This window comes from Streptomyces sp. BB1-1-1, assembly GCF_031597775.1.
In the GTDB taxonomy this organism is placed as follows: domain Bacteria; phylum Actinomycetota; class Actinomycetes; order Streptomycetales; family Streptomycetaceae; genus Streptomyces; species Streptomyces thinghirensis.
This window is the reverse complement of the sequence record NZ_CP134203.1, coordinates 5441648-5461665: the sequence shown is the minus strand read 5'-3', so window position 1 is coordinate 5461665 and position 20018 is coordinate 5441648. Positions and strand designations below refer to the sequence as shown.

The following is a 20018-nucleotide window of genomic DNA, read 5'->3' as shown; positions in this document are numbered from 1 at the left end:
TCGTGCAAGACACACACACCAACAGCCTGGGCTGGCTGCTGGACCAGGAACTCGGCAGCGTCGAAGGCGTCCGGTACGCCGTGCTGATGAGCAGTGACGGGCTGCTCAAGGCCCGCACCGCGACGATCGGCCAGGACGACGGGGAGAAGTTCGCCGCGCTGACGGCGGCACTGCGCGCGGCGGGCAAGGCCTGGGACGAGTTCACCGGCGGTGCGGGGATGCGCCAGCTGCTGATCGAGTCGGTCGGCTGCATCGGCCTGACGACCACCGCCGCGAAGAACACCATGCTGTCGGTGTGCACGACCGGTCCTGACGCGGACGTCGGGCTGATCTCCCACCACATGGTGCGGCTCGCCACCCGGGTGGGGCACGAACTGGTCACCGAGGAGCGCGTGCCGGTCGCGGAAGGCGGCTCGCCGGCATGACGGGGCCGCGGCGTGACCCCGACATGGTCAGGCCCTACGTCCGCACCGGGGGCCAGGTCCACGCGCGCGAGGACGTGCGCCTGGAGAGCGTGGTCATCGCCGCGACCGGTCCCACGGACACCCTCCCCCCGGACGCCCGCCGGGTGATGCGGCTGTTCGCCGGTGCCCAGGGCGGCCTGGCCGTCGCCGACATCGCCGCCGCGCTGGAGCTGCCGCCCTCCACGGTGCGCATCCTCGTCTCCTCGCTGATGGACTCCGGCCACCTGTCCAGCCCGGTCGCCGCCGCCGACGACCAGCCCGACTTCGATCTGCTGCAGGAGGTGCTCCGTGGACTTCGCTCCATGGTCTGACCGGTCCGACCCGTCCGTCACCTACGTCCCGGCCACGGTGACGCGGTCGGCCAAGATCGTGGTCGCGGGGGGCTTCGGCGTCGGCAAGACGACGTACATCGGCAGCGTCTCGGAAGTACGGCCGCTGCGGATGGAGGAGCCGATCACCCAGGCCAGCGACGGTGTGGACGACCTGCGCGGCACTCCGCACAAGACGACGACCACGGTGGCGATGGACTTCGGCCGCATCCACATGGCCGACGGCCGGATCGCGCTGTATCTGTTCGGGCTGCCGGGGCAGTCCCGTTTCCAGCCGCTGTGGGAGGACCTGGCCCAGGGCGCCCTCGGCTGTCTCGTCCTGGCCGACACCCGCGATCTCGACGCCTCCCACGACGCCCTCGGTCTGCTGGACGGCGCGGGCATTCCGTACGCCGTCGCCATCAACACCTTCCCCGGCGCCCCCGGTTACCCCGAGGCCGAGCTGCGCGAGGCGCTGGCCCTCGAACCCGCCACGCCTCTGACGTACTGCGACGCCCGCGACCGCACGTCCTCCCTGCACGCCCTGATCACGCTCACGGAGTACCTCTCCGCGCACCGCTCAGCCGCCCTCCTGGAGTCCCGCCGATGACGTTGCCTTCCGCCGAGCCCGCGCCGGCCGGCCCGCCGGGCCGTGTCGCCCTGTACGCACCGGAGTTCGCCGCCGACCCGCACGCCGCCTACCGGCGCATGCGGCGCGTCCACGGTCCGCTCGTCCCGGTCGAGCTGGCGCCCGGGGTGCCCGCGACCCTGGTGATCGGCTACTACCAGGCCCGCCGCATCCTCAACGACCCGCTGCACTTCCCGGCCGACCCCCGAGCCTGGGAGAAGCTGATCCCGGCGACCTGCCCGGTGCGGCCGATGATGGAGTGGCGGCCCAACGCGCTGCGCTCGGGCGGTGCCGAGCACGCCCGCTACCGTTCCGCGAACACGCACGCCATCGACAAGGTCGACCAGCACGGGCTGCGGGCCCTGGTCGAGCAGGTCGCCTCCGGCGCCATCGACGAGTTCCGCACCGCGGGCTCGGCGGACCTGCTCACCCAGTACTCGTTCCCCATCGCCTTCCGCGTGCTGAGCGCGCTGCTCGGCTGCCCCGACGAGATCGGGCAGCGCATCGCCGACGGCATGGCGAAGATCTTCGACACCACCCACGCCGAGCAGGGCAACCTGATCCTCGCCCAGGCCGTGTCCGACCTCGTGACCCTGCGCCGGCTCCACCCCGGCGACGACATCACGTCCCGCCTGACCCTCCACCCCGCCGAACTGAGCGACGAGGAGATGGGCCACCAGCTCGTCACGCTCTACGGCGCCGGGATCGAGCCGCTGACCAACCTGATCAGCAACACGATCCTGAAGATCCTCACCGACGAGGAGTTCTCCGCGGACCTGCACGCCGGGCTGTCCACGGTGCGCGACGCGCTCGACGCCGTCCTCTACACCGACCCGCCGATGGCGAACTACTGCATCTCGTACCCCCCTTACCCCATCGACGTGGAAGGGGTGCTGCTCCCGGCCGACCAGCCTGTCGTGATCTCGATGGCGGCGGCGAACAACGACCCGGCCCTCACGGACGGTGTGCCCGAGGGCCGCCACACCGGCAACCGCGCCCACCTGGCCTGGAGCATCGGCCCGCACGCCTGCCCCGCCCGCTCGCACGCCTACCTCATCGCCGAGACCGCGGTCACCCACCTCCTGGACGCGCTGCCGGAGACCGACCTCGCCCGCCCCCTCGCCGAGCTGACGTGGCGCCCCGGCCCGTTCCACCGCGCCCTGGAATCCCTGCCCGTCACCTTCCCCGCCGCACAGCAAGCCGCTCACCACGCCGCTCAGCAATCCGCACACTAAGGAGCCAGGCCATGGCGACCCAGCAGCCCGCCCTCGTCCTCGACCCCACCGGCGCCGATCACCACGCCGAGCACCGCGCCCTACGGGAGGGCGGCCCGGCCACGCGGGTGGACGTCCTCGGCGTCCAGGCCTGGTCGGTCAGCGACCCGGCCCTCCTCAAACAGCTGCTCACCAGCCCCGACGTCTCCAAGGACGCCCGGGCGCACTGGCCGGCCTTCGGCGAGGTGGTCGGCACCTGGCCGCTCGCCCTGTGGGTGGCGGTGGAGAACATGTTCACCGCGTACGGGCCCGACCACCGCAAGCTGCGCCGGCTGGTGGCGCCCGCCTTCAGCGCCCGGCGCATCGCCGAGATGCGGCCGGCCGTCGAGGAGATGGTGACCCGGCTCGTCGACCGGCTCGCGGGCCTCCCCGCCGGCGAACCGGTCGATCTGCGGCAGGAGTTGGCCTACCCGCTGCCCATCGCGGTGATCGGTCACCTCATGGGCGTGCCCGAGGACCGGCGAGAGGGCTTCCGGGCCCTCGTGGACGGCGTCTTCGACACCACCCTGGACCAGGCCGAGGCACAGGCCAACACCATGCGCCTGTACGAGGTCCTGGACCAGCTCATCGCCACCAAGCGCGCCACCCCGGGCGACGACATGACGTCCCTGCTCATCACCGCGCGGGACGACGAGGAGGACGGCGCCCGCCTCTCCCCGGAGGAACTGCGCGACACCCTGCTGCTGATGATCAGCGCCGGGTACGAGACCACCGTCAACGTCATCGACCAGGCCACGCACACCCTGCTGACCCGTCCCGACCAGCTCGAACTGGTCCGCAAGGGCGAGGTCACCTGGGCGGACGTCGTCGAGGAGACGCTGCGCCACGAACCGGCGGTCAAGCATCTGCCGCTCCGGTTCGCGGTCACGGACATCCCCCTGCCGGACGGGCGGACCATCGCCCGCGGGGAGGCCATCCTCGCCTCGTACGCCGCCGCCAACCGCCACCCGGACTGGCACGAGGACGCCGACACCTTCGACGCGACACGCACGGTCAAGGAGCACCTCGCCTTCGGCCACGGCGTCCACTTCTGCCTGGGCGCGCCGCTGGCCCGCATGGAGGTGACCCTCGCGCTGGAGAGCCTGTTCGACCGCTTCCCCGACATCCGCCTCGCCGACCCGGCGGAGCAACTGCCGCCCGTGCCCTCCCTGATCAGCAACGGTCACCAGCGACTCCCGGTCCTGCTGCACGCCGACTGAACGGCGGACCGGCTCGCCCGCCGCCCGGGCGAGCCGTCAGGGCGGCGTGGGTTATGGCTTGCGTGCCACCCCGCAGTAGGCGTCGACGGAGGCGGCGGACGGGTCGGCCGGGGCGTCCGGGCGCCAGGCGGGGACCTGGGTGATGCCGGGGGCGACCAGTTCCAGCCCTTCGAAGAACCCGGCGATCTCCTCGACGCTGCGCACGTAGTACGGCGTCGCGCCACTGGCGTTGTACGCGTTCGAGGCGGCGATCATGCCCTCGCTCGTGGCGGTGCTGTCGCTGATCACCAGGAAGCTGCCCGCCGGGAGGCCTGCCATCAGGCGGCGCACCAGGTCGCGTGCCTGGTCGTGGTCGGCGACGTGGCCGAGGGTGTTGAGGATGATCAGGGCGATCGGCCGGGAGAAGTCGAGGGTGCCGGCGGCGGCTTCCAGGACCGTGTCGGGGTCGTAGAGGTCGGCGTCCAGGTAGGCGGTGCTGCCCTCGGGGGTGCTGGTGAGCAGCGCGTTGGCGTGCGCGAGCACGATCGGGTCGTTGTCGACGTACACGATGCGGGCGTCGGGAGCCACGCGCTGGGCCACTTCGTGGGTGTTGTCGGCGGTGGGGAGGCCGGTGCCGATGTCCAGGAACTGCTGGATCCCCTCCTCCCGGATCAGGTGGCGTACGGCGCGGCCCAGGAAGAGCCGGCTGGTGAGGGCCACGTCGACGAGGCCGGGGAAGATCTCCTTGATCTGGTCCCCGATCTCCCGGTCGACCTCGTAGTTGTCCTTGCCGCCGACGAAGTAGTTCCAGAAGCGGGCCGAGTGCGGTGTGGCGGTGTCGATCCGGGCCCGTATCTCCGCGCTGGCGGCGAGCTGGGAGTTGGTGTCCGACACGGCGGAGTCTCCTAGGGGTTGGCGTGGGTGATCAGGAGACCAACCTAGCGCCGACTCCGCCGGTGGGGCGTGAAAAGGGCTTCGCGGGTGAGGAGTTGGGGGCGGTGATTGAGCGGTACGGGTGGGCGGCTCACCCCATCTCGGGAGCGGGCCGCCCGACCGTATTCCGTGCGGGGTCAGCCGAACATGCCCGGCACGTAGTCGCCCGCCGGCTGGCGGGTGATGACGTTCATGCGGTTGTACATGTTGATCACGGCGATCAGGCCGATCAGCGCGGTGAGCTGGTCCTCGTCGTAGTGCTGCGCCGCGTTCGCCCAGGCCTCGTCGGAGACGCCGCCGCCGTCGGCGATGCGGGTGCCCTGCTCGGTCAGTTCCAGGGCGGCGCGCTCGGCGTCGGTGAAGACGTTGGCCTCCCGCCAGGCCGCGAGCAGGTTCAGGCGCAGCGCGGTCTCGCCCGCCTTCTCGGCGTCCTTGGTGTGCATGTCGAGGCAGAAGCCGCAGCCGTTGATCTGGCTGGCGCGGATCTTCACCAGCTCCTGGGTCGCGTGCGGCAGCCCCGCGTCCGCCAGGAGCTTGCCCGCCGAGTTGATGTGCCGCAGGAACTTACCGGCGAGCGGGCTGCCGAACATGTCGAGTCGGGCTTCCATGATGGGTTCCTCCATCGTCGTTCATCGGGCTGGGCCGTCTGTCGTGCGCCCTTGGGCGTACACAGCTACGACGGAGCGCGGCGACCGGATGTGACAGACCCGGGGCGGCGGCGGATGTGACCTGCGTCTCAGCCGACAAGGAACTTCCGGGCAGACCTGGAGTGCCGGGAAGCACCGGAAGGTGCCCCCGGGTGATGTGCGGCTATGACGTGGCGTCCGGGGCGGGGCGTGCCAGCAGTCGGCTCAGTGCCGCCGTCACCTCGGCCGGGCTCTCGTCCATCACCCAGTGGCCGGTGCCGTCCAGCATCGTCAGTTCGGCGTCGGGGATGGACCCGGCCAGGTGGGTCGCGATCGACGGGCTCAGGTACGGGTCCGCGCGGCCCCAGATGACCGCCGTGGGGCAGGCGATGTCGCGGAGGTGCCGGCGCAGTTCGGGGCGGGGCGGGGTGCGGTAGTCACCGAAGTAGTGGAGGAGCCAGCGGCGGCCCTCCGGCGTGTCCATCCAGTCGACGTAGTCGGCCAGTACGCCCGTGTCCAGGTGGCCCGCGCGGACCAGCGGTGCGAAGGACCGGCGGTGGATGGCGGCGTAGGGCAGGCGCATCGCCGCCGGTCGGAGGGCGGGGGTGCGGCCGACGAGGCTGATCAGGCTGAAGACGGCGTACCAGGGGCGGGTGAAGGTGGCGTGGGCGCGGCTGTTGAGGACGGCCAGCCGGCGGACGCGGCCGGGGTGGGTCTCGGTGAGGCCGAGGGCGAGGAAGCCGCCGTAGTCGTGGCCGACCAGGTTCACCGAGTCCAGGCCCAGCGCGTCCAGCAGCCGGGCGAGGCGGGTGACCTCGGTGTCGTAGTCGAAGGACAGGTGCAGGGGGCGGTCGGACTCGCCCCAGCCGAGGAGGTCCGGGGTGATGACCCGGTACCGGTCCGCCAGGGGTGGGATCTGGTGGCGCCAGCAGTGGTGGTTGGCGGGGTAGCCGTGCAGGAGGAGGACCGGTTCGGCGTCGGGGGGCCCGGACTCCCAGCAGGCCACGCTGGCGCCGCCGTCCGCCATGACCGACCGGGCGCGGGGCCGGTCGGCGCCTGTGCCTGCTCCGACGCCGGTGCCTGTGCCCGTGCTCCTGCTCTGCGTACTCATCGGCTTCCTGTTCCTCGTCTCGACCGCTTCGGCCCCCGCACCCCCGCTCCCCTCGCTCTAACTCAGCGGGTACCCGGAAGTGTCGCGGGCCGCGCCCGCTGTTCGGCCGGTGGAGGGACACGCCGTCCTTCGCGGGGAGCGGAGCGGCGCTCACCCCGGCGCGTGCGCCGTGCACGCCGCGGATTAGCCTCGGCTGCGGTAGCCGGCACGGCAGGAGACAGAGGAGACGGACATGGCGAAGGTTCCCAGCGCGGTGGTCGCCGCAGGTGGTCTCGTCGGCGGGTACGGCGTGGCCCGCTGGACGAAGAAGCGGCAGCTCGGCGGTGCCGTGCTCGCCGTCGCCGGGGCCGCTGCCGCGCAGCAGTGGCGGGAGCGGGCCGGCGGGAAGGCGGCGGGGGCGCTGACGGCCGCGTACGTCGCGGGCTTCGCCGGGTCCCACCCGCTGGCCAAGAAGGTGGGCGCCTGGCCGGCCGTCCTCGGTGTCGCCGGTGCGGTGGCGCTGGCCTCGTGGGCGGTCGCCGACCGGCGGGGATGAGCCGCCGGCCTACGTCAGGTGGGTGAGTACGTTCACCACCCGCCCGTTCGGGTCCCGTACGAAGAAGCGCCGTACGCCCCACTCCTCGTCCCGCAACTCCCGTACGATCTCCGCGCCCGACGCGGACAGCTGTGCGTACACCGCGTCCACGTCCTCGACCTCCACGCTCAGGTCGGGTACGAGGGGCGCGGTGCGTTCCTCGGTGAAGAGGCTGATCTGGGCGGTGGGGTTGGACGGGGAGGCCAGGGTCGTCACCCAGCCCATGTCCATGACCTCCTCGAAGCCCAGCAGGCCGTAGAAGTCACGGCTCGTGCGCATCCGCTCCTCGCGCTCGACCTGGATGTTGGGGACGATCCGGCGGACGGTCATCGGGCGGCTCCTCGCGGTCGGCCGGTCGAATGGTCGGGTGGCGGGACGGGACGGGACGGGAGTACTGAACCACGCTAGGCGCTCGCCGAGTCCGCCGAGTCCGCCCGCACCGTCGACAGCGGCTCCGCGATGTCCTCCAGCGAGCGGCGCTCCGCCTTCACCGCCAGGAACACCGCCACCAGGCCGGCCGCGCACATCAGCCCGGCGCCGATCTGGAAGGCCAGGACCGTGTCGCCGACCACGCCGGACTCGGTGAGGTTGGCGAAGAGCAGCGGGCCGCTGATACCGCCGGCGGCGGTGCCGAGGGCGTAGAAGAAGGCGATGGCCATGGCGCGGGTCTCCATCGGGAAGACCTCGGAGACGGTCAGGTACGCGCTGGAGGCGCCCGCCGACGCGAAGAACAGCACCACGCACCAGCACGCCGTCATCGTCGAGGCCGTGAGCGATCCCCGGTCGAAGAGGTACGCCGTGCCGAAGAGCAGGATGCCGGACAGCAGGTACGTGCTGGAGATCATGATGCGGCGGCCGACCGTGTCGAAGAGCGGGCCGAGGAGCAGCGGCCCCATGAAGTTGCCCGCGGCGATGACGGCGAAGTAGTAGCCGGTGGAGCCGGTCGGCACGTCGAAGAAGGTGATGAGGATGGTGCCGAAGCCGAAGGTGATGGCGTTGTAGAGGAAGGCCTGGCCGATGAAGAGGGAGAGGCCGAGGACCGCGCGGCGCGGGTAGCGGCGGAAGACGGTCTTGGCGATCAGGCCGAAGCCGATGCTCTTGCGCTGGTGGATGGTGATCTCACGGGCCGGCGGCGGCAGCTTCTCGCCCTTCTCCGCCTCGATCTCCCGTTCGACGGACGACACGAGGGTGTCGGCCTTCTCGCCGTGGCCGTGGATGAACTGCCAGCGTGGGCTCTCCGGGACGTGCCGGCGTACGAGCAGGATGACCAGGCCGAGGACCACGCCCATGGCGAAGCTGAGCCGCCAGCCGAGGTCCTTGGGGAAGATGTCGGTGTCCAGCATCACGATGGACAGCAGGGCGCCGCCGATCGCGCCGAGCCAGTAGCTGCCGTTGATGATGAGGTCGACCCGGCCCCGGTACCGGGACGGGATCAGCTCGTCGATCGCGGAGTTGATGGCCGCGTACTCGCCGCCGATGCCGAAGCCGGTGAGGAAGCGGAAGAGGAAGAACCACCAGGACTCGAAGGAGAGCGCGGTCAGCGCGGTCGCCGCCAGATAGACCATCAGGGTCACCATGAACAGCTTCTTGCGGCCGTAACGGTCGGTCAGCCAGCCGAAGAACAGGGCCCCTGAGCAGGCACCCGCGACATACAGGGCGGCGGCGAGGCCGGTGATCTGGGCGGCGCTGATGTCCAGGCCGCTGCCTTCCTCGGCGATGCGGCCGGCCACGTTGCCGACGATCGTGACTTCCAGGCCGTCCAGGATCCAGACGGTGCCCAGGCCGATCACGATCATCCAGTGCCATCGTGACCAGGGCAGCCGGTCCAGGCGGGCGGGGACGGCCGTGGTGACGGCGCCGGTGGAGGCGGGCGTCGAGCCCGGCGACGACGATTCTGCTGTCATGGCTCCCTCTCCGTCGAGCGAACGCCTCCCGTGTGCCCGGAGCCGGGAGGGACACGCCCGCCGCCCCGGGAGGGACACGCCCACCACTACGGAGGGCCACGCCCGCCGAACCCGCCGCGCCGGGAGGGCAGGCCTGCCCTACGCCCCCAGCACGCGGGAGACCGTGTAGATCAGCAGCCCGGCCAGCGAGCCGACCACCGTGCCGTTGATACGGATGAACTGCAGGTCGCGGCCGATGTTCGCCTCGATCTTCTTCGTGGTGTGCTCGGCGTCCCAGCTCGCCACCGTGTCGGTGATCAGGGAGGTGATCTCCTTGCGGTAGGTGGTGACGACGTACACCGCGGCGCCCTCGACCCACCCGTCGACCTTGCCCTGCACCTTGGGGTCGGAGGCCATCCGCGCCCCCAGCGACAGCAGCGAGGCCCGTACCCGCATACGCAGTTCGCTGCGCTCGTCCTCCGCCGCCGAGACGATCATGGATCGCACGGCCGTCCAGGCGGAGGCGATGAGGTCCTGGACCTCGCCGCGGCCCAGCACCTCGGTCTTCAGCCGCTCCACGCGCGCGCGGGTGTCCGTGTCGGACTGGAGGTCGGAGGCGAAGTCGGTGAGAAAGCGGTCCAGGGCGCCTCGTGCGGGGTGTGCGGGCATGTCGCGCATCTCGGTGACGAAGCGCAGCAGTTCCTTGTAGACGCGCTCGCCGACCCGCTTGTCCACGAACCGGGGCGTCCATCCGGGTGCCCCGCCCTGTACGGCGTCCATGACGGAGTCGCCGTGCAGGATCAGCCAGTCGTGGGCACGGGAGACGATCAGGTCGACGGCGCGCTTGTGGCCGCCGTCGGCGACGATCCGGTCCAGCAGTTTGCCGATGCCGGGGGCGATCTCCTGCGCGTCGGCGCGGCGCGTGATCGCCTCCCCCACCACCGCCTGCACGTCGGAGTCCCGCAGCACGGTGAGGGCACCGCGCAGGGCGGCGGACAGCTCCGCCGTCACCCGGTCGGCGTGTTCGGGCACGGCGAGCCAGGCGCCGAGCCGGCTGCCGATGCCGACGGCGCGCAGCCGCTGCCGTACGACGTCCTCGGAGAGGAAGTTCTCCCCGACGAACTCGCCCAGCGAGACGCCCAGCTGGTCCTTCTTCTTGGGAATGATCGCGGTGTGCGGGATGGGGATGCCGAGCGGGTGGCGGAAGAGGGCGGTGACCGCGAACCAGTCGGCGAGCGCGCCGACCATGCCCGCCTCGGCGGCTGCGGCCACGTAGCCCGCCCAGGCGCCCGCGCCCCGGTGGGAGGCCCATTCGGCAAGGACGTAGACCACGGCGACGAACAGCAGCAGGCCCGTGGCGGTGAGCTTCATGCGGCGCACGCCGCGGCGCTTCTCCTCGTCGGCCGGGCTGAAGGACGTCATCGCGCGGTCGCGGACGGTGCGCCCGGTCCCCGCGGCGGGCCGCCCTTCGCCCGCCGCTCCACCCGCCCCGGCGTCCTCCCCGATATCTCCCGGACCATCAGGAAGTTCCGACTTCGTGCGTTCCATCCACTCCACCGTTCGCTGATCCGTCCCGCACACATTGTCCCTTCCTGACCGACTCCTGGAACGGAACACAAGTTCCCGGCGTCTGTCCGGGAGGGGGAACGCCCGGGGGTCGTACGGCCTTTCCTCCGCCCATGACGCATCATGGGTTCATCCCACCGGAGCCTCGGGCTCCCTCGCCCGAGGAGAACAGCACAGCATGACCCGGGGTCGTGACGGGGGCGCGGGGGCGCCTCCCACCAAGCACCGTGCCCTGCTCGCGGCGATCGTCACCCTGATAGTGGCGATTTCCGCGGCCATATACGCCGGAGTGTCCGCCGACGGCGGCGCGAAGGACCGCACCCCGCTCGCCGGCGGCCGTTTCCCGCGCGGCGACGCCGCTCCCGCCTCGACCGGCACGTGGGTCGGCGCCTGGTCCACTTCACCGGCCGCCGCCGAACCGGGCACCGAGACGACGGGCATGGCGGGCCGTTCGGTGCGCAACGTCGTGCACACGAGCATCGGCGGCACCAGCGCGCGGATCACCCTGTCGAACCTCTACGGGCAGTCCCCGCTGACCATCACGCACGCCTCCATCGCCCTGGCCGCCGGCCCCGACACCGCCGCCGCGCTCGCCGACACCATGCGCCGGCTCACCTTCCGGGGCAGCCCCCGGGTCGTGATCCCGGCGGGCGGACAGGTGATGAGCGACATCGCGCGCATCGCCGTCCCCTACGGCGCGGACGTCCTGGTCACCACGTACTCCCCCGTGCCGTCCGGCCCGGTCACCTACCACCCGCGCGCGCAGCAGATCAGTTACCTCGCCGACGGCGACCGCGCCGCGGACGTCACCGGCGTCGCCTACACCACTCAGACGCGGTACTGGCGCTACCTGACCGCGCTGGACGTGCTGAGCCACGAGGCCGACGGCACCGTCGTCGCCATCGGCGACTCGATCACCGACGGCTTCGGCTCCGAGACGGGCGCCAACAACCGCTGGACCGACGTCCTCGCCGAGCGGCTGCACGAGGCGGCCGAGGCCGGGCGGGACGCGCCCCGCTACAGCGTCGTCAACCAGGGCATCAGCGGCAACCGGATCCTGACCGGCCGGGCGGGCCGGCCCGCCGACAACCCCAGCGCGCTGAGCCGGTTCGAGCGGGACGTACTGGGCCGTACCAACGTCAAGGTCGTCGTCATCGTCCTCGGCGTCAACGACATCCTGCACAGCCCGGAACTCGCCGACCGGGACGCCATCCTCGACGGCCTGCGCACACTGACCGACCAGGCGCACGCCCGGGGGCTGAAGGTCGTCGGCGCGACGATCACGCCGTTCGGCGGCTACGGCGGGTACACGCAGGCCCGCGAGACGATGCGGCAGCAGATCAACGAGGAGATCCGCTCGGGCCGGGTGTTCGACGAGGTCGTCGACTTCGACAAGGCCCTGCGCGACCCCTACGACCCGCGCCGGATGCGCTCCGACTACGACAGCGGCGACCACCTGCACCCCAGCGACAAGGGGTACGCCCGCATGGGCGGCGTCCTCGACCTGGACGACCTGAAGGGCGCGGCACCGATCCAGCTCTGAGAGCCGGACACCGGCCCGGACGGTGCACCGCTGGGCCGGTCAGCGGTCCCGGCGGCGGTCGCGCTCCTCCTCGCGGTGCAGGTCGTGGAGGCCGTGACGCGAGCCGTCCAGTTCCTTGCGGCCCTTGCGCTCCAGCTTCTCCTGCCGGCGCTCTTCCTTGATCCGCAGCTTCTCCGCCCGCGTCAGCTTGCGCTCGATACCGACCCCGCCCCAGAAGGCGAAGCCCGTCACGACGACGCGCGGGGCGCCCGGGTCGCCGGGAACGCCCTCCTCGCGGTGGTCGAAGCCGCCCATGATCCCGATGCCGCGCACGATCACCTCGACACCGGGCGGCACGACCACGTTCATCCCGCCCATGATCGCGACGCAGTTGATCACGACCTCGTCGTGCGCGAAGTCCGCCTCGCGCAGGTCGATGTCCCCGCCGCCCCAGAACGCGAAGGAGTTGAACCGCCTCGGCACCGTCCAGCGCCCCTTGCGCTGGAACCCGGACATCACGGCGACCGCCCACGTCGACGACGGCTCACCCCCGGTGATCCGGCCCGCCCAGCCCCCGGAACGCTCGGGCTCCTTGGTCATCGACACCCGGGGCGGCCCGTCCACGGGGCCGACCGGCAGGTCCCGGGTGATCGGCGTCAGGTCCCCGTACGTCCGCGCGCTGTACGTGGCGTCCAGCCGCTCCTCGAACTCGGTCATGTCCAGGCGCCCCTCCGCGAGGGCGTCCCGCAGGACCTCGGCGACTCGTTCACGGTCGGCGTCGGATGCGCGGAGTTCCGGGGCGTCGTCGGTCATGTACAGCAGCCTACGAGGTCGCCGGGCCGGACACTACGCGCCCGCGCGTTCCGCGTACATCTTGGCGATCACCGACTCGATGTCCGGCTCCCGCACCGACAGGTCCACCAGCGGATACTCCGCCGCGATCCGCGCCACCAGCCCCGCCGCCGACGCCGAGGACGGGAACGCCAGCCACTGCCGGGGCCCCTCCACCCGCACCACCCGCGCGGGCGCCGGCGCCTCGATCGGCGGCAACTCCCGCTCCAGGTCCACCACCAGCGTCCGCTCGCTCTCCCCCGCCTCGTGCAGCCCGTCCAGCGGACCGTCGTACATCAGCCGCCCGTGGTCGATGACCATCACGCGCGAGCAGAGCTGCTCGATGTCCTGGAGGTCGTGCGTGGTCAGCAGCACCGTCGTGCCGCGCTCCGCGTTCAAGTCCCGCAGGAAACCCCGCACCTTGGCCTTCGACACCACGTCCAGGCCGATCGTCGGCTCGTCCAGGTACAGCACCTCCGGGTCGTGCAGCAGCGCCGCCGCGATGTCGCCCCGCATCCGCTGGCCCAGCGACAACTGCCGCACCGGCACGTCCAGCAGCTCCTGGAGCTGGAGGAGTTCCACGCAGCGGTCCAGGTTCTCCCGGTAACGGACGTCCGGGATGCGGTACATGCGGTGCATCAGCCGGTAGGAGTCGATCAGCGGCAGGTCCCACCACAGCGTCGTCCGCTGCCCGAACACCACCCCGATGCGGTGCGCCAGCCGGATCCGCTCCCGCGACGGATCGATGCCCGCCACCCGCAGCCGTCCGCCGCTCGGCGTCAGGATGCCGGTGAGCATCTTGATCGTCGTCGACTTGCCGGCGCCGTTCGGACCGATGTAGCCGACCATCTCGCCGCGCGCCACGGTGAACGACAGCCCGTCCACCGCCCGCACCTCCCGCCGCTCCCGCTTGAGGAAGCCCGTCTTCCTGCGCACGTCGAAGACCTTCTCGACGCCGTCGAGCTCGATGAAGACCTCCGCACCCGGCCCCACGGTGTCCGCCTCGGCCAACGCCCTCAACTCCCTCAACTCCCCGTACTCCGATACGTGCGCAGCCCCGCCCGCCAGGCCAGCCCCGCCAGCGCGCAGCAGGCCACCGCCACCAGCGGCGGCGCGAACGCCACCCACTGGGGCAGGTCCAGCGGATAGGGCCGGTCCAGCACATAGCTCGCCGGCAGCCAGTTGACGAAGGCCAGTGGCATCACGAACGTCACCCCGCGCACCAGGTCCAGCGCGAACACCGTCGGCGGGTACTGCAGCATCGTCGTACCGCCGTAGGTGAAGGCGTTCGACACCTCCGAGGCGTCCTGCGCCACGAACTGGAACGCCGCCGCGGCCACGAACACCGCACAGAAGATCCCCGCCCCGCTGAGCAGCATCACCGGCATCAGCAGCAGCTTCGCCACCGTCCAGTCGACGTCCACGACCGTCAGCGCGTACCCCAGCACCAGCACCCCCTGCGCCACCCGGCCCAGCCGGCGCAGCGCGAACCGGTCCGCCGCCACCTGCGCCAGCACCGGCGCCGGACGCACCAGCAGCGTGTCCAGCGTGCCGTCGCGCACCCGCCGGCCCAGCCGCTCCATCGAGCCGATCGCCAGGTCGGCCAGCCCGAAGCAGACACCGGACACCCCGTACAGGAACGCCACCTCGGCCAGCGACCAGCCGCCCAGCGCGTCGACGCGGGAGAACATCAGCAGGATCGCCACGAAGTCCAGTGCCGTCGCCGCGAAGTTCCCGAACGTCGTCAGCGCGAAGGACGTCCGGTACGCCATCGTCGACCGGATCCACATCGCCGCGATCAGCCGGTACGTGCGCAGCCCCTCGGCGACCCGGCCGGGTGGCTCCGTCCTCCCGTCCGCGTGAGCCGTCTCAGCCACCCTGGACCACCACCCGTCGCGTAGCCGCCGACTGCACCAGCCGCCCCACCGCCAGCAGCGCCACCGCCCACCCCGCCTGGAAGACGAAGGCCCCCAGCGGATCGGCCTCGCCCAGCAGCACGTCCGCCGGTGCCTGGAGCAGCGACGACCACGGCAGCATCCGTACGACTTCGCCGAGCGCACCGGGGAACACGTTCAGCGGCAGCAGCATCCCCGAGCAGAAGAACCCCGCGAGCCACGCCATCTGCGTCACCCCCATGCCGTCCATCAACCAGAACGCGGAGAGGGCCACCAGGTACCGCAGTGCGAAACTCACCACCGCCGCCAGCACCACCGCCACCAGGAACGCGCCCCACACGGACACCTCCCGCGGCAGCGCCACCGGAAAGAACAGCGATCCGAAAGCGAACGGCACCACCCCGCGCCCCAGCAACTGGAACAGCGCCCGCCCCACATCCGCCGCCAGCCACCACAGCTGAAGATCCACCGGCCGGTACAGATCGACGGCGATGTCACCCGTACGGATGCGCTCCATCAGCTCGTCCTCGAACCCGCCGCCCCCGATCGCCAGCGCCGCCAGCAACGCCTGCCCCAGCCACACAAAAGTGACGGCCTGCGCCTGGTCGTAGCCCCCGAGCTGCGGTTTCTCGTCCCACAGGGCCAGATAGGTGTATACCAGGATCAATCCGAAGACCGTGTTGGTGAACACCCCGGCGGCGGTGGCCGCCCGATACGTCGCGTACCGTCGGAATCCCCCCGCCGCGACGGCCGCGTACAACCGCCCCGAGCCCACTCCCACGACTCCCACCCTCCGACCGGCACCGAAGCGCAGGAGCCTAGTGCGAACGCGACCCCACGTGCCACGGAATTTCACGGGTGTGCCGACGAGTGGGAACGGAACGCCCGGTGCGAGAGTCTTCTTCGGAGGGCGCCAGAAGGCATGAGAGGCGCCGGAGGACGCAGAGGCGTACAAGGCCGTACGAGACCAGACCGTACGACGCGAAACAGGAGTCCGTGCACGAGATGAGCGACGAGCCGCAGCCGCAGCAGCCGAACCAGGGCTGGGCGCCGAGAGAGCCCCAGGCGGCCGGCGAGGGGGCGGCCGGCGACGGGAAGGCCAAGAAGCCCAAGCGGCCGGCGCGCACCGGGTGGCGCCGGTTCGTCCCGACCTGGCGCATCGTACTGAGCACCTGCCTCATCGGCGTCCTGCTGCTGATCGGCGGCTTCTTCCTCGGCTACCACCTGGTGCAGATCCCGGCCGCCAACGCGCTCGCCACCAAGCAGTCCAACGTCTACCTGTACGCCGACGGCAGCGTCCTGGCCCGCGACGGCGAGGTCAACCGGGAGAGCGTCGGCCTCGCCCGCATCTCCAAGGACGCCCAGCACGCCGTCCTGGCCGCCGAGGACCGCGACTTCTACACCGAGTCCGCCATCGACCCGGGGGCCATGGTCCGCGCCGGCTGGAACACCGCCACCGGCAAGGGCAAGCAGTCCGGCTCCACCATCACCCAGCAGTACGTCAAGAACTACTACCTGGCGCAGGAACAGACCATCACCCGCAAGGTGAAGGAGTTCTTCATCTCGATCAAGCTCGACCGCGAGAAGAGCAAGAGCGAGATCCTCGAGGGCTACCTCAACACCAGCTTCTTCGGCCGCGGCGCCTACGGCATCCAGGCCGCCGCCCAGGCCTACTACGGCATCGATGCCAAGGACCTCACCGCGGCCCAGGGCGCCTACCTCGCCTCGCTGCTCAACGCGCCCAGCCAGTACGACGTCGTCGCCCACCCGGAGAACAAGCCCGCGGCCGAGGCCCGCTGGAACTACGTCCTGGACGGCATGGTCGAGAAGGGCTGGCTGAGCCCGTCCGAACGCGCGAGCCAGAAGTTCCCCGCGCCCAAGGAGAGCACCATCTCCACCAACATGTCCGGGCAGCGCGGCTACGTCGTCAACATCGTCAGGGACTACCTGATCCAGAACGAGATCGTCGACGAGGAGGAGCTCGACCGCGGCGGCTACCGCATCACCACGACCCTGCAGAAGGACAAGCAGAACGCCTTCGTCAAGGCCGTCGACGACAAGCTCATGTCCAAACTGGACAAGAAGGAACGCAAGGTCGACACCTACGTCCGCGCGGGCGGCGCCTCCGTCGACCCGGAGACCGGCAAGGTCGTCGCGATGTACAACGGCATCGACTACGTCAAGCAGTACACACCCAACGCCACCCGCCGCGACTTCCAGGTCGGCTCCACCTTCAAGCCCTTCGTGTTCACGTCCGCCGTCGAGAACCACTCCGAGACGCAGGACGGCCGCACGATCAACCCGAACACGATCTACGACGGCACCAGCGAACGCCCCGTCCAGGGCTGGAGCGGCGGCCGCTACGCCCCGGAGAACGAGGACCACCGCGACTACGGGGACGTCACCGTCCGCGAGGCCACCGACAAGTCCGTCAACGCGGTGTACGCCCAGATGGCCGTGGACGTCGGCTCCGACAAGGTCCAGCAGACCGCGATCGACCTCGGCCTCTCCAAGAACACCCCCGAGCTGACGCCCTCCCCCTCCATCGCCCTCGGCGTGGCCACCGCCAGCCCCCTCGACATGGCCGAGGCGTACGCCACCCTCGCCAACCACGGCAGGCACGGCACGTACACGCTGGTCGAGAAGGTCATGAAGGACGGCAAGCAGGAGGTCGAGCTGCCCGAGCGGCGCGAGCGCCAGGCCGTCAGCCGCGAGGCCGCCGACACCACCACCTCCGTCCTGCGCAGCGTCGTCCAGAACGGCACCGCCACCGCCGCCCAGGCCGCAGGCCGCCCCGCCGCCGGCAAGACCGGCACCGCCGAGGAGGACACCGCCGCCTGGTTCGCCGGCTACACCCCCGAGCTGGCCACCGTCATCGCCGTCATGGGCCAGGACCCGGAAACCGCCGCCCACAAGTCGCTCTACGGCGCGATGGGCCTGCCCCGCGTCAACGGCGGCGGCGCGCCCGCCGAGATCTGGGGCCAGTACACCCGCAACGCCCTCAAGGGCGAACCGGTCACCGACTTCGACCTCCGGCTCCAGGCCGGCGCCGACGTCACCGCGTCCCCGTCCGACGACTCCTCGGACGAACCGGGCACCGGCGACGAGAGCGGCAGCGGCGACCCCGACGACGAGTCGACCGGCGACGAGGACGAGTCCGGCACCGAGACCCCCGGCGGGACCGGCGGCGGCAGCACCCCGCCGGGCGGCGAGACCGGCACCGGCGACCCGACGACCGGCGGCCCCACCACGGGCGGCGCCACCACCGAACCGGGCCCCACGGGCGGCGGTGACGGAGGCGGCGACGACTCGACGAACGGCGGCGGCAGCACAGAAGGAGGCGGCGGCGACACGACCGGCGCGGGCGGCGGAGGCGACTCGGACACCGGAACGGTCGCCGGCATCCCCGTCACACCCCGCCGCCAGTGACGGCGGACCGGCCCTGCCGGGTCAGTGCCCGGAGGTCGCCTTCAGACCCACCACGGCGACCAGCAGCAGACAGATGAAGAAGATCCGGGCGGCGGTCACCGGCTCACCCAGCACCACCATGCCGAGCACCGCCGCACCGGCCGCGCCGATCCCCACCCACACGCCGTAGGCGGTACCGATGGGCAGCGTCCGGGCCGCGTACGACAGCAGCACCATGCTGGCGACGATCCCCGCACCGGTGAACAGACTCGGGACGAGACGGGTGAACCCGTCCGTGTACTTCATCCCGATCGACCAGCCGACCTCGAGCAGACCGGCGACGAGCAACAGAACCCAGGCCATGACGGCACCTCCGTGAACGAACTGAACGGTGGTGCGTCGTCTTTTCCTTGGCCCGGTACGGCGCGTCTCGTCGGGGTACTTTCCAAGCTAGCAAACTCAGCGGAAAGGGGCTGGTGACCTTGATCACCAGCCCCTGAGATCCGATATGAACCCCTGTTCAGAGGTACAGCCCGGTCGAATCCTCCGACCCCTCGAACCGGTCCGCGGCCACCGCGTGCAGATCACGCTCGCGCATGAGCACGTACGCCGTGCCCCGCACCTCGACCTCCGCGCGGTCCTCCGGGTCGTACAGCACCCGGTCGCCCGGCTCCACGGTCCGTACGTTCTGACCCACCGCGACGACCTCGGCCCAGGCCAGCCGCCGGCCGACCGCCGCCGTGGCGGGAATCAGGATCCCGCCCCCGGAACGCCGCTCGCCCTCACCGGTGTCCTGCCGCACGAGTACGCGGTCGTGCAGCATCCGGATGGGCAGCTTGTCGTCCGGGGAACTGTGCTCGTTTCTCTTGGCGCTCACGCCCTGAACCTACCTGCCCCGGCTCAGCGCCGGCGCCGCCGGGTACCGCCCAGGGCGAGCAGCCCGACGACCCCGACGACGACGAGCGCGACGGGCACGACGCGCTCCATCCGGGGCGCGCCCTCCTCGTCCACGAACTGCGACTTCACATCGCTGACCACCCGATTGACCTCGACGTACGCACGTCCGAGGGTGTGATCGACGCTGGAAGCGACCTTGGCCTTCGCATCGCCCACGATCGTCTTCGGGTGCACCCGCATCCCGATCTCGTCGAGCGTCTCGGCCAGCACCTCGCGGCGGCGCTTGATGTCCGCCTCGATCTGCGCCGGGGTTCTGATGTCCGACGTGTCCGCCACCGTACGGCCTCCGAAGTCTGCTGACGCTGTTCCGGACAGTCTGTCAGCTACTCGCCCCGCTGCACTGTCAGGACCCCCGGTTACGCTGGTTCGATGAGCGAGCGACTCCAGCCCGGGGACGTGGCCCCCGCCTTCACCCTCCCGGACGCCGACGGCAACGAGGTGTCCCTGTCCGACCACAAGGGCCGCAAGGTCATCGTGTACTTCTACCCTGCTGCCCTTACCCCCGGCTGCACGAAGCAGGCGTGCGACTTCACGGACAACCTGGAGCTGCTGACCGGCGCCGGCTACGACGTGATCGGCATCTCCCCGGACAAGCCGGAGAAGCTGGCCAAGTTCCGCGACACCGAGTCCCTGAAGGTCACCCTCCTCGCCGACCCGGACAAGAAGGTCCTGGACGCGTACGCGGCCTTCGGCGAGAAGAAGAACTACGGCAAGACCTACATGGGCGTCATCCGCTCCACGATCGTCGTCGACGAGGACGGCACGGTGGAACGCGCCCTGTACAACGTCCGCGCGACGGGCCACGTGGCCAAGATCATCAAGGATCTGGGGATCTGACGGCGCTGCCCGACCAGTAGCAT

At 71.1% G+C, this 20018-nt stretch carries 22 protein-coding genes and 1 riboswitch; of the genes, 9 read left to right on the top strand and 13 right to left on the bottom strand.

Annotated features, from left to right (window positions below; translation table 11 throughout):
• Positions 1 to 2: 2 nt before the first annotated feature.
• Genes RI578_RS25055 through RI578_RS25035 form a run of 5 tightly spaced genes read left to right on the top strand, consistent with a single transcriptional unit; the run spans position 3 to position 3873 of the window.
• Positions 3 to 425: a roadblock/LC7 domain-containing protein gene (locus RI578_RS25055; protein WP_055417129.1), complete on the top strand. Its 423-nt coding sequence runs from the start codon at positions 3 to 5 to the stop codon at positions 423 to 425.
• On the top strand, positions 422 to 775 hold the full coding sequence (locus tag RI578_RS25050) for a DUF742 domain-containing protein (RefSeq protein ID WP_121747190.1): 354 nt from the start codon (positions 422 to 424) through the stop codon (positions 773 to 775). The genes RI578_RS25055 and RI578_RS25050 overlap by 4 nt, the downstream gene beginning before the upstream one ends.
• Complete coding sequence (locus RI578_RS25045; RefSeq protein ID WP_399061328.1) at positions 753 to 1382, top strand: GTP-binding protein; 630 nt, start codon at positions 753 to 755, stop codon at positions 1380 to 1382. Before RI578_RS25050 ends, RI578_RS25045 begins: the two co-directional genes overlap by 23 nt.
• Entirely contained in the window at positions 1379 to 2635 is a 1257-nt protein-coding gene (locus tag RI578_RS25040) for a cytochrome P450 (RefSeq protein WP_310873167.1), read from the top strand. The genes RI578_RS25045 and RI578_RS25040 overlap by 4 nt, the downstream gene beginning before the upstream one ends.
• 11 nt (positions 2636 to 2646) lie before the next feature.
• Entirely contained in the window at positions 2647 to 3873 is a 1227-nt protein-coding gene (locus tag RI578_RS25035) for a cytochrome P450 (RefSeq protein ID WP_310873166.1), read from the top strand.
• 51 nt (positions 3874 to 3924) lie between these two features.
• Here the strand turns inward: RI578_RS25035 and RI578_RS25030 are convergent, their stop codons facing one another.
• The 3 genes from RI578_RS25030 to RI578_RS25020 form a co-directional block, all read right to left on the bottom strand.
• Complete coding sequence (locus tag RI578_RS25030; protein ID WP_310873165.1) at positions 3925 to 4746, bottom strand: SAM-dependent methyltransferase; 822 nt, start codon at positions 4744 to 4746, stop codon at positions 3925 to 3927.
• A 176-nt stretch (positions 4747 to 4922) separates the two neighbouring features.
• The gene (locus RI578_RS25025; RefSeq protein ID WP_310873164.1) at positions 4923 to 5393 is read right to left on the bottom strand and encodes a carboxymuconolactone decarboxylase family protein; all 471 of its coding nucleotides are present in this window, start codon (positions 5391 to 5393) and stop codon (positions 4923 to 4925) included.
• A gap of 202 nt (positions 5394 to 5595) precedes the next feature.
• The gene (locus RI578_RS25020; protein ID WP_310873163.1) at positions 5596 to 6522 is read right to left on the bottom strand and encodes an alpha/beta hydrolase; all 927 of its coding nucleotides are present in this window, start codon (positions 6520 to 6522) and stop codon (positions 5596 to 5598) included.
• Positions 6523 to 6754: 232 nt separating this feature from the next.
• On the opposite strand from RI578_RS25020, the gene RI578_RS25015 reads away from it, so the two are divergent.
• Positions 6755 to 7057 carry a hypothetical protein gene (locus RI578_RS25015; protein WP_310873162.1) on the top strand — a complete coding sequence of 101 codons (303 nt, stop codon included), beginning with the start codon at positions 6755 to 6757 and terminating at the stop codon, positions 7055 to 7057.
• Between the two features lie 9 nt (positions 7058 to 7066).
• Here RI578_RS25015 and RI578_RS25010 read toward each other — a convergent pair whose 3' ends face one another.
• The 3 genes from RI578_RS25010 to RI578_RS25000 all read right to left on the bottom strand — a co-directional run bounded on the left by RI578_RS25010 (position 7067) and on the right by RI578_RS25000 (position 10527).
• Positions 7067 to 7426 carry a VOC family protein gene (locus tag RI578_RS25010; protein ID WP_310873161.1) on the bottom strand — a complete coding sequence of 120 codons (360 nt, stop codon included), beginning with the start codon at positions 7424 to 7426 and terminating at the stop codon, positions 7067 to 7069.
• A 74-nt stretch (positions 7427 to 7500) separates the two neighbouring features.
• Positions 7501 to 9000, bottom strand: coding sequence for an MFS transporter (locus RI578_RS25005; protein ID WP_310873160.1), 1500 nt, complete (start codon positions 8998 to 9000; stop codon positions 7501 to 7503).
• 138 nt (positions 9001 to 9138) lie between these two features.
• On the bottom strand, positions 9139 to 10527 hold the full coding sequence (locus tag RI578_RS25000) for a DUF445 domain-containing protein (RefSeq protein WP_310873159.1): 1389 nt from the start codon (positions 10525 to 10527) through the stop codon (positions 9139 to 9141).
• 196 nt (positions 10528 to 10723) lie between these two features.
• Here RI578_RS25000 and RI578_RS24995 point away from each other — a divergent pair, with 196 nt between their 5' ends.
• Positions 10724 to 12088 (top strand): SGNH/GDSL hydrolase family protein, encoded by a 1365-nt coding sequence (locus tag RI578_RS24995; protein ID WP_310873158.1) that lies wholly within the window; start codon positions 10724 to 10726, stop codon positions 12086 to 12088.
• Between the two features lie 39 nt (positions 12089 to 12127).
• On the opposite strand, the gene RI578_RS24990 is transcribed toward RI578_RS24995, so the two are convergent.
• Genes RI578_RS24990 through RI578_RS24975 form a run of 4 tightly spaced genes read right to left on the bottom strand, consistent with a single transcriptional unit; the run spans position 12128 to position 15574 of the window.
• Entirely contained in the window at positions 12128 to 12880 is a 753-nt protein-coding gene (locus RI578_RS24990) for a DUF1707 domain-containing protein (RefSeq protein WP_310873157.1), read from the bottom strand.
• A 33-nt stretch (positions 12881 to 12913) separates the two neighbouring features.
• Complete coding sequence (locus RI578_RS24985) at positions 12914 to 13918, bottom strand: ATP-binding cassette domain-containing protein (RefSeq protein WP_383555486.1); 1005 nt, start codon at positions 13916 to 13918, stop codon at positions 12914 to 12916.
• Positions 13919 to 13923: 5 nt separating this feature from the next.
• On the bottom strand, positions 13924 to 14775 hold the full coding sequence (locus RI578_RS24980) for an ABC transporter permease (RefSeq protein ID WP_310873155.1): 852 nt from the start codon (positions 14773 to 14775) through the stop codon (positions 13924 to 13926).
• A complete protein-coding gene (locus RI578_RS24975) occupies positions 14768 to 15574 on the bottom strand; it encodes an ABC-2 family transporter protein (RefSeq protein WP_310873154.1) in 807 nt (268 codons plus the stop codon). Before RI578_RS24975 ends, RI578_RS24980 begins: the two co-directional genes overlap by 8 nt.
• 224 nt (positions 15575 to 15798) lie before the next feature.
• Here RI578_RS24975 and RI578_RS24970 point away from each other — a divergent pair, with 224 nt between their 5' ends.
• Positions 15799 to 18222: a transglycosylase domain-containing protein gene (locus RI578_RS24970; RefSeq protein WP_310873153.1), complete on the top strand. Its 2424-nt coding sequence runs from the start codon at positions 15799 to 15801 to the stop codon at positions 18220 to 18222.
• Between the two features lie 21 nt (positions 18223 to 18243).
• Here RI578_RS24970 and RI578_RS24965 read toward each other — a convergent pair whose 3' ends face one another.
• The 3 genes from RI578_RS24965 to RI578_RS24955 all read right to left on the bottom strand — a co-directional run bounded on the left by RI578_RS24965 (position 18244) and on the right by RI578_RS24955 (position 19434).
• Positions 18244 to 18564 carry a multidrug efflux SMR transporter gene (locus tag RI578_RS24965; protein WP_055417143.1) on the bottom strand — a complete coding sequence of 107 codons (321 nt, stop codon included), beginning with the start codon at positions 18562 to 18564 and terminating at the stop codon, positions 18244 to 18246.
• Positions 18565 to 18594: 30 nt separating this feature from the next.
• A riboswitch (guanidine-III (ykkC-III) riboswitch) is annotated at positions 18595 to 18657 on the bottom strand.
• A gap of 64 nt (positions 18658 to 18721) precedes the next feature.
• Complete coding sequence (locus RI578_RS24960; RefSeq protein ID WP_121747202.1) at positions 18722 to 19078, bottom strand: co-chaperone GroES; 357 nt, start codon at positions 19076 to 19078, stop codon at positions 18722 to 18724.
• Between the two features lie 23 nt (positions 19079 to 19101).
• A complete protein-coding gene (locus RI578_RS24955; protein WP_310873152.1) occupies positions 19102 to 19434 on the bottom strand; it encodes a DUF3618 domain-containing protein in 333 nt (110 codons plus the stop codon).
• A 93-nt stretch (positions 19435 to 19527) separates the two neighbouring features.
• On the opposite strand from RI578_RS24955, the gene bcp reads away from it, so the two are divergent.
• Positions 19528 to 19995: a thioredoxin-dependent thiol peroxidase gene (gene bcp, locus RI578_RS24950; RefSeq protein ID WP_310873151.1), complete on the top strand. Its 468-nt coding sequence runs from the start codon at positions 19528 to 19530 to the stop codon at positions 19993 to 19995.
• Positions 19996 to 20018: the final 23 nt, after the last annotated feature.

What these genes read in the sequence shown, in the direction of transcription:
- RI578_RS25050 (WP_121747190.1), top strand. Translation starts at nt 422, where the DNA reads ATGACGGGGCCGCGGCGTGACCCCGACATGGTCAGGCCCTACGTCCGC.
- RI578_RS25040 (WP_310873167.1), top strand. Translation starts at nt 1,379, where the DNA reads ATGACGTTGCCTTCCGCCGAGCCCGCGCCGGCCGGCCCGCCGGGCCGT.
- RI578_RS25035 (WP_310873166.1), top strand. Translation starts at nt 2,647, where the DNA reads ATGGCGACCCAGCAGCCCGCCCTCGTCCTCGACCCCACCGGCGCCGAT.
- RI578_RS25025 (WP_310873164.1), bottom strand. Translation starts at nt 5,393, where the DNA reads ATGGAAGCCCGACTCGACATGTTCGGCAGCCCGCTCGCCGGTAAGTTC.
- RI578_RS25020 (WP_310873163.1), bottom strand. Translation starts at nt 6,522, where the DNA reads ATGAGTACGCAGAGCAGGAGCACGGGCACAGGCACCGGCGTCGGAGCA.
- RI578_RS25015 (WP_310873162.1), top strand. Translation starts at nt 6,755, where the DNA reads ATGGCGAAGGTTCCCAGCGCGGTGGTCGCCGCAGGTGGTCTCGTCGGC.
- RI578_RS25010 (WP_310873161.1), bottom strand. Translation starts at nt 7,426, where the DNA reads ATGACCGTCCGCCGGATCGTCCCCAACATCCAGGTCGAGCGCGAGGAG.
- RI578_RS25005 (WP_310873160.1), bottom strand. Translation starts at nt 9,000, where the DNA reads ATGACAGCAGAATCGTCGTCGCCGGGCTCGACGCCCGCCTCCACCGGC.
- RI578_RS25000 (WP_310873159.1), bottom strand. Translation starts at nt 10,527, where the DNA reads ATGGAACGCACGAAGTCGGAACTTCCTGATGGTCCGGGAGATATCGGG.
- RI578_RS24995 (WP_310873158.1), top strand. Translation starts at nt 10,724, where the DNA reads ATGACCCGGGGTCGTGACGGGGGCGCGGGGGCGCCTCCCACCAAGCAC.
- RI578_RS24990 (WP_310873157.1), bottom strand. Translation starts at nt 12,880, where the DNA reads ATGACCGACGACGCCCCGGAACTCCGCGCATCCGACGCCGACCGTGAA.
- RI578_RS24970 (WP_310873153.1), top strand. Translation starts at nt 15,799, where the DNA reads ATGAGCGACGAGCCGCAGCCGCAGCAGCCGAACCAGGGCTGGGCGCCG.
- RI578_RS24965 (WP_055417143.1), bottom strand. Translation starts at nt 18,564, where the DNA reads ATGGCCTGGGTTCTGTTGCTCGTCGCCGGTCTGCTCGAGGTCGGCTGG.
- bcp (WP_310873151.1), top strand. Translation starts at nt 19,528, where the DNA reads ATGAGCGAGCGACTCCAGCCCGGGGACGTGGCCCCCGCCTTCACCCTC.